Source organism: Methylacidimicrobium tartarophylax, from assembly GCF_902143375.2.
Lineage (GTDB): Bacteria > Verrucomicrobiota > Verrucomicrobiia > Methylacidiphilales > Methylacidiphilaceae > Methylacidimicrobium > Methylacidimicrobium tartarophylax.
In genome coordinates this window covers 19,500-33,549 of record NZ_CABFVA020000093.1, presented here as the reverse complement: position 1 = coordinate 33,549, position 14,050 = coordinate 19,500, and the positions used below count along the sequence as shown (strand labels likewise).

The window sequence follows — 14,050 nt, the reverse complement described above, 5'->3', positions numbered from 1 at the left end:
CTAAAAACATGGCAACAATCCCATCCGCAGCTCTTCCAAAAACCAGTACGTAATCATCCGGGACCTGACAGCTAGCCACCACAGCATGTTGTCTAGCGGCGGCGGTGTAAGGCGGTTCGAATGTCCTTTTTTGCTTCGATCGAGCGGAGTTCTTCTCTCTTGTCATGCTCCGCCTTTCCGACTCCTAGCCCAAGGAGAACTTTGACCGTCCCGTTCTTCCAGTAGAGCTTGAGAGGGATCAGAGCCCTTCCCTTGAGAGAGACCGCTCCAAAAAGTTTCCGAATCTCTGCCCGATGGAGCAGTAATTTCCTTCGCGCCTTCGGATCGCGGGTCGTGAAGCTGGCCGCATTTGCATAAATCGGAATATTCGCTTGGTAGAGCCAAGCCTCGCCACCCTCGATTTGCGCGTACGCTCCCTCGAGTTGTCCCTTTCCCTGCCTAAGGGATTTAACCTCTGAGCCAAGCAGAACCAAGCCTGCTTCGTAGGTGTCGAGAACGGTATAATCCCGTCGCGCCCGGCGGTTCACCAGCAGATCCACGACGGCTTTTCCACTCACGATCTTTCGAACGGCTTTTCCCCTTGGATCGCTCAGGCCAAGGAATGAGCATGCCCTCGGGATCGTTCATTCCCTTTTACCGAAACCGCCACTGAATGAGCGGCCTAATCCGTCGGTTCTTCCGAAACAAGAGAGGTAAACGCCGCAGGAGCCTCCTCCGCAGGCGCAACCGTCAGCTTCCCGCCGGCGATCTCCTTCAAGGCTACTTGCAGAAAACTCCATTGAGGATGCACCTCCACCAAAGGTCTGGCCCCTTTCGCCAGTTGGCGAACTCGGGCGGAGACTGCATTGATCAATACTTCGGGAGAGTCCATTTTCCCGAGAGCCGAGGAAAGAAGCACGGTAATCGTATCACTCACTGTTTTTGCCCAATCTTAAGTTAAGTTGGTACATATAAATCAATCCTCTTGGAAAAGCAATCCCTTCTCGAAAAAGGCTGTCCCGGCTGCCGCACGGCTAAGGCCTTTCCAACGGCCTCACAGAGCAACAAACACGATCCGCCCGCAATTTTCGCAAAAAGCAATTTCCGTTGCCGCTTCCGCGCGCAAGAGGGTTTGCCGCGTCAACTTCATGTGACACCCTCCACAACTCCCGTGAATAACCGGGACGGCGGCATTTTCCCGATGCCCATGGACAAGTCTTTGATAGCGGACAAAGAGGCCCGGCTCTACTCTACCTTTTTTTTCCTCCCACGCCTTTTCCGCCTCGGCCAACAGGGCCGACAGCCGTAATTCCTTGTCGGCTAACTCTTTTCTCTTCTCTTGCGTCTCCCTTTCCACCTGCTCGGCCTTCCGCTCCTCTTGCTTCACGCCAGCCTTCAATTCGTCGGCCTTCTCAAGCAGCAACAAGACATCGTCCTCTTCGCGCTCCACCTTGGCCTTCACCAGCAGGATCTCATGCGTGAGCGCTTGATATTCTTCGTTTTTTCGCGCCTGCATCTGTTGCGCTTGGTATCGGGCGAGCTGGCGCCGCAGCTCTTCGATCTCTCCTTCTTTTTGTCGGCGAACGAGTTCAGACGCTTGCTGCTCGTGCTTGGCCTGGTGCAGCTTCTGCTTTGCTTCCTCGAGTTCCCCCTCTACCCGTCTTTTGGCAACGGGCAGCTGAGCAAGCTCCGAACGAAGACGCGTAATCTTCTGGTCTAATTCTTGCAGATCAATCAATGGGGGGAGGTCCGGATGCATCTTCCCTTCCCATACAGCCGACCATGCGCAAAGGCAAGGAACAGCCACTGCATTTCCCGCTACCCAACGACTTCACCATAAGCGATAGATCGCCTGAACCGACGCGCGGACCTTCATCTCACCTCCGCTGATCGGTACCGGGGCGGAAGCGCCCTGGTGGACTCCCATCGCGGTGCGCTGGAAGCGCGCCACCGGCTGCACTGGTCCACCCCCTTCCTGAATATGGATGATCGGTCCAAGTTGGGCGCCCGCCGCCTTGGCCAGACATTCCGCCTTCTCCCTGGCCTTCACCATCGCCTTCCCGAGTAACTTCCGGTAAAGGCTCTCCGCCCGATCGGAGATCCATTCCACCCCGCCTACCTCGTCCACCCCTGCCGCAAAAAGGGTCCCCAGGAGCTCCGGTAAGCGAGTGAACTCTGCGAGTTCCACCGCTTCCGACCGCGTCACGCGGTATGCCGCCACATGTTCTCTCCCCTCTCTTTTCGCCTTCTCTTCGCTCATGACCGGCATAAGTCCGATCTCCGAAGTTCGCCAGCTCCCCTTTCCGCCCAAAACTACCTCGACCTGCTTCCGGACCTCGGCAAAACGCGCCTCATCCTTCTTCTCCGCCTCACCCGGTGTCTTCCCTTCGCTGATCAGGATAAAATCCACCACCGCGCGGTCGATGGGCGCACGTTCTTCCGCGCCGGCATGGACACGTACGGCCCGGACACTCTCCGCTTCCGCCCAGGCTATGCCGATCCCTCCGGAACCGCTCCATGCCATCCAGAGAAGAAGGAAGGCGCCCACCAGTATCCGCCCGCACTGCCGCTGCCCGTTCATTCCAACCTCCCTGCTCAAGCCCGCGGACCGTCTCGAATCCCTTCTTCCCGTTCCCCTGTAAAAGCGACACCAGGCGGCCCACCGTTTTTACTTCTCAACGTGTTAACTGTCTATGTCCTTGCTGGATATGGAGGAAAGGCGAGCTTGCAATCCGTTATTTTTGCACATGCTCGACCAGTGCAATCTGCCCACTTTTCATGAGGGCGCGCCAAAGGGAAGAGGAAGACGCCTGCGCGGTACAGGGATCGAACCTGTGGCCCCTACCGTGTCAAGGTAGTGCTCTACCGCTGAGCTAACCGCGCTCGAGTAGGCCACGTTAGCGTACCGCCTCGCTCGAGGCAAGGAGAGAAAAGATCGAGCGCGCCGCCCTGCTTCCCTCGCCTCGTCACCTCTTTTGCGCTAAAGAAGGGGATGCCCACACTCCATCTGGCCTCCACCAATCCTCACAAACTCAAAGAGTTCGCGCGTCTCTTCGGCTCCGCCTTTATCTTGACATCCGTTCAGCATACGTCCTCTAGTACACAGTGGCTTGAAGATGGAAGTACATTCATGGATAATTCCATAAAAAAAGCTGTATTTTATAGCAAGCTTGGGAGTGGACTCGTCCTTGCCGATGATTCCGGGCTTTGCGTCGCAGCGCTCGGAGGAGAACCCGGTGTTCACTCCGCCCGCTATGCCGGCCCCGAGGCAAGCGACGCCGAGAATCGAAGCCTGCTGCTGGCTCGCCTTGCCCGCGTGCCCGAGGAAGCTCGTGAAGCAACCTTCATTTGTGCCTTGGCCTTGGCACGCGATGGAAAGCTCTTGACCACCGTCGAGGCAACCTGCCCCGGAAGAATCACGGCATTTCCCGGCGGAAGCGAAGGGTTCGGATATGACCCGATCTTCGTTCCATCGGGCGCTACCGCTACCTTTGCTCAGATGCCTCCTGCCGAAAAAGACCGGTACAGCCATCGGGCGCGGGCGGTTGCGCAGCTTCTCCCTATTCTTTTGACCAAGCGTTGGGGCTAGCCTCATTCGCGGTTTTCTCCCCCAAATCTCTCGACCTTTTGTAACGGCTCGGACCAGAATCCCGCAATGAAAGCGTTGATCCTTGCGGCGGGTAGAGGCACCCGCATGGGTCCATTGACCTCGGACATCCCTAAGCCCATGTTGGTCGTGCGCGGGCTCCCGGTACTCGAATGGATTGTCCGTGGGTTGCGCGACTCCGCTGCCGTCACCGAGTTTTGCATCGTCATCGGCCACCAGAAGGAGAGGATCCTCTCTCATTTCAAAGACGGAATCGCGCTTGGAGTTTCGATCACCTATCGGGAACAACTCGTCCTCGATGGCACCGGCCGCGCGCCCCTCCTCGCGCGAGAGTGGGTGCACGACGACCCCTTCCTCCTTTCCTACGGCGATATACTAATCAAGCCTGAGGAATACGGCCGTCTGGTTGCAGCCTATCAAGATGACGGAGTCATTGCTCTCTGCTCCGGTCAAGATGTTCGCCTGGGTGGCGCCGTTCTCCTCAACGAGTCCGGCCTGGTCGAGGATATTATCGAAAAAACGGATAATCCGGAACTCCTCGCGAAGAGTCTCTACAATGCAGGCATTTACGCACTTAACCCTCGAGTCTTTCTTTTTATGGATCGGCTGGAAAAATCACGGCGGGGCGAATATGAGCTTACCGATGCCTTGCGGCAACTTTCCCGCACAGGGAAGGTCCATGGATTCCTTTTGAAAGGGGACTGGGCTGATGTCCGGGATCCTGAAATCCTTGCGGGCCTCAATCACAGCCAGTAGAAGCCGCCGGCATGCGATGAAAATCAGGGGCGACACATGGTCGGGAGCGCTTGAGTCGACCCTGCGCTTTCTTGCGACCGAAAAGGATCACTCGGTCAACACGCAGATGACCAATCGCCTACTCCTTGAGGCGTTTGCCCGATGGGCGGTCGCGAAGAATCTCGTCAGCCCAGCCTCGGTCACCAGCGAGCATCTGTACGAGTATCTGGAAAAGGAGAAGGAGAGAGGATTGGCTCCCAGTTCATTAAAAGCGTCGATCGTGGCTCTGCGCCATTTTTTTTCCTACTTGCGGCAAGAAGGCTTGATCTCCGTAGATGTTTCGCAAGATCTAGAGTTACCCAAGGTTGGCCTGCGTATTCCTCGCATATTGTCAGAGAAGGATGTGCTCCAGTTATTATCCATTGATTTACCAGAAACAGAGGAGGGAGTGCGCAATCGGGCAATCGTCGAGATGCTCTATGGCGCCGGACTGCGGGCGAGCGAACTAGTGGACCTGCGTCTGACTTCTTTCTTGCCCGAGGAACAGCTGTTGCGGGTATTCGGGAAAGGCCGGAAGGAACGGGTCGTCCCCTTGGGATGTGCAGCCATTCACGCGCTGGAGGAATACCTACGAAGCGGTCGCCCGCGCCTTGTCGGTACAAGGAGGTGTGATTTCCTTTTTTTAAAAAGAGGGGGAAGGCCGCTGAGTCGCTTTTCGGTCAATCAGCTTCTTTTGCAGATGGCACGAAAGGCCGGGCTTCGTCACGGGATCCACCCTCACCTTTTGCGGCATTCCTTCGCCACTCACCTTCTTCATCGCGGCGCCGATCTCCGCTCCCTTCAACTCTTGCTCGGACACGCCGATCTCGCCACAACTCAAATCTACACTCACGTGGAAATTGACCGTTTGCGAGAAGTCCACCGTAGGTTTCACCCCAGGGGAAAGTGAGTTTTAGGTTGGAGATGGTTTTTTACCGTTGAGCAAAATAAGTCCCACTCCTGCGCGCGGTTTGTCGCGCCCTGCCGGAAGACAGACGGCCTTGGACGTGGTCAGTGGAACTTTCACTCCTGCCGTTCAGGAATGAGGTGTCTTTTTAAGATGCTGTAGGCAAAGGTGATGCGCGCGTCATTACTTAGGCGAAAGGAAAAGCGCAAATGAACCTGGAGTCTCTTCAAGCAGTGATCGGTTATCAGTTCCGGAGCCCTCAACTGCTACGTGAGGCTCTTACGCACCCTTCCCACACCGCGGAAAGGAGATTCGACGGCCCAAACTACCAGCGACTGGAGTTCCTCGGCGACGCCGTCCTCCAACTCGCGATCACGGATCATCTCCATGCCCTGTTTCCTGGGCACAGGGAGGGTCTTCTTACCAAAATGCGCTCTTTCCTGGTCAATCGCTCCAGTCTTGCCGCGATTTCCGGTAAATTGGGCATTGGAGAGCTCCTCCACTTGGGTAAAGGAGAAGAAAAGAGCGGCGGTCGGACAAAGGAATCGAATTTGGCCGATTCGTTTGAAGCGCTGATCGGCGCCGTCTATCGAGACGGTGGGTGGCGTAAAGCCAAAGGCGTGATCCGCAAGCTCTTCTCTGAGGCCATCCAAGAGCTTGCATTCTCACCGGAGGCCCTGCTCGGCAACCCAAAAGGGATGCTGCAAGAGCTGCTGCAGAAGCAAGGTGGGGAACCGCCCCGGTATCAATGCGTGAGCCAATCCGGCGCCGCTCACCGGAAATGGTACCACGTCGTCGTCGAATGGGGTGCCGAACGTCTCGGCGAAGGTTTCGGCAGCAGCAAAAAAGAGGCGGAGCTCAACGCGGCAAGTGACGCGCTTGCTCGCATAGCTCCCGGTAAGCCGCTCGGATCGTCTTCCGTTGCCCCTCATAAGCCTCAATGAACTCTTCCCGAGTGGAAAACCCCATGAACCGCCCTAGTTTTTCCAAGGCAGCCGGATCTTCCGGCAAGACCTCTTGCTGCTGGTTCCTTTCTCTTCGAAGCACGGCTTCCAAGCGCCGCAGAAATTGATAGCCTTCTTCACACATCCGAGCCAGCTCCGGTTCACTGGAACGAAGATGACCAATTGCTTTCCAGAGATTGGGCTCCCTCCTTTTCTTCTTCATCAACCAAAGGATCATCCCAAATTCTATGTCAAGCAGCCCTCCCGGCCCGGTTTTGAAACGTTGGAGGAGAGGAACATCGGTATGGCGTTCCCGCTCAATCCGCTCTCGCATCGAGACAATTTCGTCCACGGGACAGGACGCAGTCCGTTCGCTCCATAGCCGATCAACCATCGCAATGAATCTCTCTCCCGTTTTCAAGTCCCCCGCCACAAACCGTGCCCGGGTTAGCGCCTGAATCTCCCAGAAGTGGGCTTCATCCGTGTAATAGCTCTCGTATGCTTCCAGCGGCAGCGCGAGAGGCCCTTCGCCGTGGGGCCGCAGCCTGTAGTCCATCGCAAAAAGAATGCCGGCAGGGAGAGTTTCTCCAAGGAATCGATGGACGGCCAACGCCGCCTCCTCTCGAGAACCGACGCAGAGGCAATCGAGATCGGACCCGTACGCAAGTTCCCCGCCGCCGAACCGACCAAGCGCGACATACGCGAGGCTGCCGGAGCCAAAGGTTCGACAGGCCAGCTCCAAGCAGGCTTCGGCAAGCGCCGTGTATTCTTGTTGAACCTCCGGCAGATCAGCCAACCTCAAGATGTCACGAAGCAAGATGCGCAAGAGTTCGCCGCGCCGATAAAGCCGGGCGGCAAGCGCAACGTCCCCCTGTAAACGGCTCAGTTCTTCGAGATAAGCCTCCCTTCCCTTCTGCTTCCCCAAGGACCGGCTCTGCGTAATCTCCTCAAAGAGTTCCGGCTGGGCAAAGAGGATCTCGCTAAAGAAAGAGCTGGCGTCGAAAAGCTTCATTAAAAGCTCAAGCGCCTTGGGATTGACCGCGAGGGTTTCAAAGAGAAACGACCTAGCCCCATACTTCGAGACGAAAGAGACAAATCGACGAAGAACGGCATCGGGATCGACCGTCGCTCGAAGCGCCTTTTCCAGGAATGGAGCCAAACGGCGATAGGCTCGCGCCGCCCGCGGAGCGCTCAAGAGAGAGTCCCTCGCTTGGAGTGCATCGAGATTGCGCTCCGCCTCTTCCGGAGAAGCAAACAATTCCAGACGAACAGGCATGGCAGTTGACTCTCTTTTTATGAAATATTGCTGGAATAGATCATGAACCAGCGAGCGGTGGGATTGCAGCGCCGATTCGAACTCCGTAGGGGCGAATCCGAGCGACTCCGCGATCTCCGTCCGCGCCTTTTCTTCGGTCGGAAGCAAGTGAGTCTGAATCTCTTCTCTCATTTGCAACCGGTGTTCGAGATTTCGAAGAAACCCGTAAGCGTCGATCAGCGCATCCACTTGCGGTCGCGGCAAAATCCCGACCGTTGCCAATGCGCGCAATGCGGCACAGGTGGGACGAACTTGAACGATCGGCTGACGTGCTCCGTAAAAGAGCTGAAGTGCCTGAGCGAGGAACTCGATCTCTCGAATTCCTCCTGGACCAAGCTTTACGTCCCTCTGCCGCCGATCTCCGAGGAGGATTTCTCCGTCGATCCTCGCCTTCATAGCGGCGATCTCCTCGAAGACCTCCTCCGAGAGATGACGCGGAAAACAAAATTGCTGTCGAAGGACCTCGAACTCGTACCCCAAATCCGGCTCCCCTGCGACAAATCGCGCCTTGATCAGCGCCATTCTCTCCCAGGTTTCTCCCGAGGCGGCATAATAACGCTCGCACTCGGAGAACGATGGCACGAGCGCTCCGGCGTTGCCATCCGGCCGCAGCCGCAAATCCACCCGGAAGAGCGGTCCGATTCCGCCCGAATCCGAGAGAGCCGACACTGTGCGTTGGGCCATCGTCGTGCGGAGCGTCTGCGCAAAAGCAGTCTCCTCGTCCTCGGCAATAAACATGATATCGATGTCCGAGCTGTAGTTGAGTTCCTGCGCGCCCAGCTTCCCTAGCGCCAGAATGGCAAGGGGCATCCGGTTTGCCCGCAGTTCCTCGCAAGCAACCTGAAGGACGGTGCAGACACAAAAATCGGCAAGACGAGAAAGATCCGAGGTTGTTTCTTCCCACGAATAAAAGCCCGCGAAATCGAGGAAGCCGATCCGTAGCTGCTCTCGCTGTTTGAGCAACCGGACTGCGTCCAGCTTCCTGACCGCGTCGGCGCGAACCCCGGAAAGCTCGCACCAATCCATCCTCCATCTTCCGGGACCACGGTTTGCCGTCTCGGGGGTCGCCACAACCGCGGAGAGCCAATCGATCCAATCCGGATGAGCGGCTAACCGACTGCGGGAGACGCGAGAAAACTCCTCGAAAGCCGCCAGGCCCGAGTCAAATGTCGAGAAGCGCCCTGAAACTCTCCCCATCGATCCTACTCCTCACCCACTCGCGCCGCTCGGGCCACACAACCCGGCAGCAGTGGCAGGCTGGTCTGCCGCGTAAAAAGATAACAGACTGTAAGACGATCTCCTACAATAGATTATTCTGCATTTCCGACAAACCGTGATGCGAAATACGTAATAATCATGTCGGCTCCTGCCCGCTTGATTGCGATCAGCGACTCCCGATAAGCAGCTTCCAGATCGAGCCATCCATTCCGTGCAGCAGCCACGATTTGCGCATACTCCCCACTCACCTGATAGGCCGCAAGAGGAAGCAGCGTCCGGGCACGGACTTGCGAAATCACGTCCAGATAAGGACCCGCCGGTTTTACCATGAGAATATCGGCGCCTTCCTCCTCGTCCAACTGCGCTTCCAACAGCCCTTCTCGAAGATTCGTCGGGCTGAGTTGATAGGTCCGCTTATCCAGGTATCCCTTCCCTCTCCGGCTCCCGATTGCATCACGAAACGGCCCGTAAAAGGCGGAGGCAAACTTGACGGCATACGCAAGCACCCCTACCCGTTCAAGGCTCGCGTCGTCCAAGCTCGCCCGGATCGCACCGATCCTCCCGTCCATCATGTCCGAGGGAGCGACCAAATCGACTCCCGCCTCGCCGAGAATCCGCGCCATCTCGCAGAGGAGGCGTACGGTAGCATCGTTTTCGATCTCCCCATTTTCAGGATTCCAAAGACCATCGTGCCCATGGCTCGTATAGGGATCCAACGCAACGTCGGCAATCACGAGTAGCCCGGGAGCCCTTCCCTTGATCTCTCGAATCACCTGGGGAATTAAGCCGTTGGGATCGAGCGCAGCAGTCCCTTGCGCGTCCTTCTTTCCTTCGGGAATGCAGGGGAAGAGAGCGACGGCGCGGACCCCGCGCTCATGTAGCTCGAGGGCGAACCGACAAGCGTCCTCGGGTTTGTGACGAAAAACGCCGGGCATCGACTCGATCTCTTGTCGTAAACCGTCCTCTTTGCAAAAGACGGGAGCGATCAGGTCGTTGGCGGTCAGGAGATGCTCTTCGATCAGCCGACGAATCCCTTCCGACGCTCGGAGTCTTCGGGGACGGCGCCGCAATGCGAGTTTATGGGACGGCTTGGCCATGCCTCCACGCTACGTTGTCTTCTTTTGTCTTTCCAAGGGCTTTTTTCCACAGATCTAGTGTGATTGACATGCACGGACCACTCCAGGGAACGGCACCCGGATAAGCAGGCAAGAATTGCACAACCTCCTCCTTGCTTTTCCCTCGCTTTTGGTCTCCCTAGGAAAAGGCAAAAGGCTCCACGAGATCATCGACCATGCCGCGCTTGCACCAAGTTCAACATCCCATCCTTCTCGATCGGATCACTCGTCTTCGGGATCGAACCACGGATCAACGTCTCTTCGTTCATCTACTGGAAGAAGCGGCCTTCGTTCTCGCGGTCGAGGCGACACGGGATCTTGCTCTGCAGCCGGTACCCGTCGTCACCCCGCTGGAAGAAGCTCAGGGGCCTATTCTCGCCGACTCGATTGCGCTGGTGCCGATCCTCCGAGCCGGCCTGGGGATGCTCCGGCCTTTCCGCGCTCTTCTCCCGCAAGCCGCCGTTTCGTTCGTCGGCGCCCTTCGGGAAGAGGAAACACTCGAGCCGTCGATCTATCTTGACCGCATCACCCCCATCACCCGCGATACCTGCGTCTTTCTTCTGGATCCCATGCTTGCGACGGGGGGCACCGCAGCAGCAGTCCTCACGCTTCTCCGGAAACGGGGCGCCAGTCGGCTCCGTCTGGTCTGCTGCTTGGCCTCCCCGGAAGGAATCCGCCAAGTCCATGAAACCCATCCGGATGCCGTCATTTATGCCGGAGCGATCGATCGACAGATCGATCGCCATGGTTTCATCCTTCCCGGCTTAGGGGATGCGGGTGACCGGCAGTTTGGCGCCTGCCCGACTTTTCCATGAAGAACAGAGGGGATGGGCCATCGGAAGATGTCTCCTCGTCTCCTGGCTATGCACCATACATAATCCATGTTTATTCCGTCTTATATTCATTATTAGTGCATCCGGCATCCAGCACGCCTCATCCTGCTGGGGCTCCGGTCTTTCTTCACCCATCCGACCGACCAGTGCGCCTGGTCTGTCTTTCGGTAAAAAGAGCTTTGCCTTCCCTCGGCAAGCCCATAACGTTGCCGCAATGGAGACCCTGGAGAGTCTTCGAGCTCTTTACCACCAGCCTTTTCTTTCTTTGTTGACGCAGGCACGCTTGGTTCACGCCGCTCACCATCGCGACCAGGAGTTCCAGCGGTGTGAGCTCGTGAACCTCAAGGGAGGCGGCTGCAGAGAGGACTGCCGTTACTGTGCGCAGAGTGCCCGGTATACGACGGGGTTGAAGATTCACAAGCTTCTTGAGCCCGCGGCACTTCGCCGGGCGGCGGAGGAGGCCCGCAGCCACGGAGCTACACGCCTCTGCCTGGGGGCTGCCTGGCGCGGCCTTAAAGAAGGGGACGAACAACTGGAAGCGGTTTGTCGGCTCGTGGAAACCATCCGAGAGGAAGGTCTGGAGATTTGCGTGACATTGGGGCTCCTCGATCCGGGAGCGGCCCGTCGTCTTCGGGAAGCGGGGGTCATGATCTACAATCACAACCTGAACACGGGTCCCAACTTTTACGAACGGGTTGCGACGACTCACACCTTTGCGGACAGGATCGCGACGCTTCGGGCGGCGCAGGAGGCCGGCCTGCGCCTATGCAGCGGAGGCATTCTCGGCATGGGAGAAAGCGTCGATGACCGCTTGGAGATGTTGCTCGCACTTTACAAGCTCGACTCCGCGCCGGAGAGCGTCCCGTTGAACCTTCTCGTTCCCATTCCGGGCACTCCGCTGGCATCGCAAACCCCGGTCGACTCGTTTGACCTTGTTCGTCTCATCAGCGTGACCCGCATCCTTTTACCCCACCCACGCATTCGACTGGCGGCCGGCCACCGCAGCTTATCGCCGGAGGCCCAAGCACTCTGCTTCCTTGCGGGAGCAAACTCGCTTTTTATCGGGGAGCAGCTTCTCACGACCCCCAATCAGTCCTTCGACGCCGATCAATCTCTCTTTGCGGCTCTAGGGATTGAGGCGTCCGGTTCTGCCCGCTGCGGAAGCTCTTGAGGAGAGCTCGATTCCTTCCGGGTTCTCCTTGATCAGCTCTCCCTTTTGCGGCGACGCCTGTCGATCCATCGTTCGCTTCGGAACGTTCTTCTGACCTGCACGAAACGGGAACGTCCTGGACAATCCGCTCCTAATCTTTTTAGTCTATAGTAGATGAAGACATATTCGCATCCAGAGTCCCTGGTCGAGACGGCGTGGCTCGCGGATCACCTGCAAGACCCCGGCATTCGCATCGTCGAGAGCAATGAGGACGTCCTGCTCTACGATACCGGCCATATTCCGGGCGCGGTGCACATCGACTGGCGGGCAGACCTCAATGATCCATGGATCAGAGACTACATTGCCCCGGATCAATTTGCTGCTCTATGCCGCAAGAACGGGATCAGCGAAACAACGACCTGCATTTTCTACGGAGATAAGTCCAACTGGTGGGCTTGCTATGCTCTCTGGGCTTTCCGCCTGTACGGACATACCCGCGTAAAGATTCTCAATGGCGGCAGAGACAAATGGATACGGGAAGGGCGTCCCATGGTCCGCGAAAAATCTTCCTACCCGGAGGCCCCTTATCCGGTGCCGACGACCCGCCATGACAAAGAGATTCGGGCTTTCTACGATGAGGTGCTGGCCTTTTTGCCGACGGGCGGGCCTTTGATCGATGTCCGCAGCCCGGGTGAGTTCACGGGCGAGCTGCTCCACATGCCGGAATATCCTCAGGAAGGAGCTCTTCGCGGCGGGCACATTCCCGGTGCCAAGAGCATGCCTTGGAAAACGGCCGTTCGTGAGGACGGGACTTTTAAGTCGGCCGATGAGCTAGCGCATATTTACGAGCAGGGTTGCGGGCTTTCCACGGACCGGGAAGCGATCGTCTACTGCCGCATCGGCGAGCGCTCCAGCCACACCTGGTTTGTCCTGACCTACTTGCTTGGTCACAAGAAGGTCAGGAATTACGACGGGTCCTGGACCGAATGGGGGAACCGAGTTGGTGCCCCGATCGAAAGGCCCTAGCCGCTATTGACGTCGAACCGAATTGGCATTTGATTCTTCCTCGATGCAAAACGTCGACCCGTCTTTACCACCGCGCCTTCAAGAGATTATTGACCTCTTTCAAAATCTTCCGGAGGAGGAGAAACGCGAGTTGCTCATCGCCTACAGCGATCGCTCCGACGAATGCTCCCCGAAGGAGGGAGAGACGTTTACTCTCTCCGATATCCGCAAGGACCAGGAGTGCACCGATTCGGTAGGAGTCTTTTTAAAGGCTGATTCGGAAAATCGGCTGCTATTTCGAATGTCTCTTGGCTCCCATGTGCAGACCCTCACGCGTGCGATGGCGTCCATTCTCTGTCAGGGTCTGGCGGGTTCCACCGCGGAAGAAGTCATGGCAGTTCCGAGCGGTTTTGTGCCGAAAATCGTAGGCACGGAGCTGGTGCGTCAACGGAGTCAGACCGTCTATTACATCCTCGCCCGTATGAAAGGCGCTTGCCGCCAGTTCGTTGCTGAACAACGACGAACAGATTTAGCGAGCCAGGCGCTGTGAGCCTCGACCGGAAAGACGCCGAGACAACCTATCGCGCACTGGGACTGGGGAGAGCTCCCTTGCGGCTGGACCACGAGTCTGGTCTTCGGGAAAAGGCCGTCGCTCTCGGAGGAGACACTCCCGATTTTCCTCGGATGCTCATCGGACAGAGCCGATATGAGAAGGTCCTGGGCGAACTCGTCTCCCGACAGCTTCGCGATCTTGCGAACGAATCCTCCCCTTTCCCCCCTAGTTTTCTCACAGCATACTTCCGTGAGCGGTTCCGATCCGACGCATATGATCAGCTGCTGCGGGAGCAAGATCGCCGGTCGGATCTCAAAAGCGCCCCGCTTTCGGCGGATCAACGAGCCTATCTCTATCGCCGAACCCTTGTGCAAAGGGTCCTCTCGCACATCGAGCGGCGATGGGTGACGAGTCGGGCTGAACTCGATCTGCTTTGGCAGAAGACCGTCGGCCCGCGAATCGCTTCGGAATCACAGCTCGTTCGCATCGACCGGACGGCTGCGAGGGCGATTCTGCGATCACTCAACTCTTCGCTCGCTTTTTCGCTGCGGCGACAGCCGGATCTCCCTCATAAGCTTTCCGAAGCGCTGGGCATCCCGATTCGCGAGATCCGCGTGATCTCCTGAACATTGGCATTGGGCCTGACGAAA

At 57.4% G+C, this 14,050-nt stretch carries 15 protein-coding genes and 1 tRNA gene; 9 read left to right on the top strand and 7 right to left on the bottom strand.

What is annotated here, in order from left to right; translation table 11 throughout:
• Positions 1-92: 92 nt before the first annotated feature.
• The 5 genes from smpB to MAMT_RS08570 form a co-directional block, all read right to left on the bottom strand.
• On the bottom strand, positions 93-557 hold the full coding sequence (gene smpB, locus MAMT_RS08590) for an SsrA-binding protein SmpB (RefSeq protein WP_142660562.1): 465 nt from the start codon (positions 555-557) through the stop codon (positions 93-95).
• A 104-nt stretch (positions 558-661) separates the two neighbouring features.
• Complete coding sequence (locus MAMT_RS08585) at positions 662-916, bottom strand: DNA-directed RNA polymerase subunit omega (RefSeq protein ID WP_246186610.1); 255 nt, start codon at positions 914-916, stop codon at positions 662-664.
• Between the two features lie 117 nt (positions 917-1,033).
• Positions 1,034-1,738, bottom strand: a complete 705-nt coding sequence (locus tag MAMT_RS08580; protein WP_142660561.1) for a zinc ribbon domain-containing protein — start codon at positions 1,736-1,738, stop codon at positions 1,034-1,036.
• A gap of 72 nt (positions 1,739-1,810) precedes the next feature.
• Positions 1,811-2,560, bottom strand: coding sequence for an SIMPL domain-containing protein (locus MAMT_RS08575; RefSeq protein ID WP_142660560.1), 750 nt, complete (start codon positions 2,558-2,560; stop codon positions 1,811-1,813).
• 230 nt (positions 2,561-2,790) lie between these two features.
• Positions 2,791-2,862: transfer RNA gene (locus tag MAMT_RS08570), tRNA-Val, on the bottom strand.
• Positions 2,863-2,971: 109 nt separating this feature from the next.
• Here MAMT_RS08570 and MAMT_RS08565 point away from each other — a divergent pair.
• From MAMT_RS08565 to rnc, 4 genes are all read left to right on the top strand, one after another.
• The gene (locus MAMT_RS08565) at positions 2,972-3,568 is read left to right on the top strand and encodes a non-canonical purine NTP pyrophosphatase (protein ID WP_142660559.1); all 597 of its coding nucleotides are present in this window, start codon (positions 2,972-2,974) and stop codon (positions 3,566-3,568) included.
• A gap of 66 nt (positions 3,569-3,634) precedes the next feature.
• On the top strand, positions 3,635-4,342 hold the full coding sequence (locus MAMT_RS08560; RefSeq protein ID WP_142660558.1) for a sugar phosphate nucleotidyltransferase: 708 nt from the start codon (positions 3,635-3,637) through the stop codon (positions 4,340-4,342).
• 16 nt (positions 4,343-4,358) lie between these two features.
• Positions 4,359-5,270, top strand: coding sequence for a tyrosine recombinase (locus tag MAMT_RS08555; RefSeq protein WP_178087030.1), 912 nt, complete (start codon positions 4,359-4,361; stop codon positions 5,268-5,270).
• Positions 5,271-5,476: 206 nt separating this feature from the next.
• Positions 5,477-6,211, top strand: a complete 735-nt coding sequence (gene rnc / locus MAMT_RS08550) for a ribonuclease III (RefSeq protein WP_142660556.1) — start codon at positions 5,477-5,479, stop codon at positions 6,209-6,211.
• Here the strand turns inward: rnc and MAMT_RS08545 are convergent.
• Positions 6,126-8,723 carry a [protein-PII] uridylyltransferase family protein gene (locus MAMT_RS08545; protein WP_142660555.1) on the bottom strand — a complete coding sequence of 866 codons (2,598 nt, stop codon included), beginning with the start codon at positions 8,721-8,723 and terminating at the stop codon, positions 6,126-6,128. The two genes, rnc and MAMT_RS08545, sit on opposite strands and share 86 nt — an antisense overlap.
• Positions 8,724-8,836: 113 nt before the next feature.
• Positions 8,837-9,841: a porphobilinogen synthase gene (hemB, locus tag MAMT_RS08540; protein WP_142660554.1), complete on the bottom strand. Its 1,005-nt coding sequence runs from the start codon at positions 9,839-9,841 to the stop codon at positions 8,837-8,839.
• A 194-nt stretch (positions 9,842-10,035) separates the two neighbouring features.
• Here hemB and upp point away from each other — a divergent pair, with 194 nt between their 5' ends.
• The 5 genes from upp (at position 10,036) to MAMT_RS08515 (ending at position 14,026) form a co-directional block, all read left to right on the top strand.
• Entirely contained in the window at positions 10,036-10,674 is a 639-nt protein-coding gene (gene upp, locus MAMT_RS08535; RefSeq protein WP_142660553.1) for a uracil phosphoribosyltransferase, read from the top strand.
• 232 nt (positions 10,675-10,906) lie between these two features.
• Positions 10,907-11,863, top strand: coding sequence for a biotin synthase BioB (bioB, locus tag MAMT_RS08530; protein WP_142660552.1), 957 nt, complete (start codon positions 10,907-10,909; stop codon positions 11,861-11,863).
• 153 nt (positions 11,864-12,016) lie between these two features.
• Positions 12,017-12,868, top strand: coding sequence for a sulfurtransferase (locus MAMT_RS08525; protein ID WP_142660551.1), 852 nt, complete (start codon positions 12,017-12,019; stop codon positions 12,866-12,868).
• A 43-nt stretch (positions 12,869-12,911) separates the two neighbouring features.
• A complete protein-coding gene (locus MAMT_RS08520) occupies positions 12,912-13,397 on the top strand; it encodes a SufE family protein (protein ID WP_142660550.1) in 486 nt (161 codons plus the stop codon).
• Positions 13,394-14,026, top strand: a complete 633-nt coding sequence (locus tag MAMT_RS08515; RefSeq protein WP_142660549.1) for a DciA family protein — start codon at positions 13,394-13,396, stop codon at positions 14,024-14,026. Before MAMT_RS08520 ends, MAMT_RS08515 begins: the two co-directional genes overlap by 4 nt.
• Positions 14,027-14,050 lie beyond the last annotated feature (24 nt).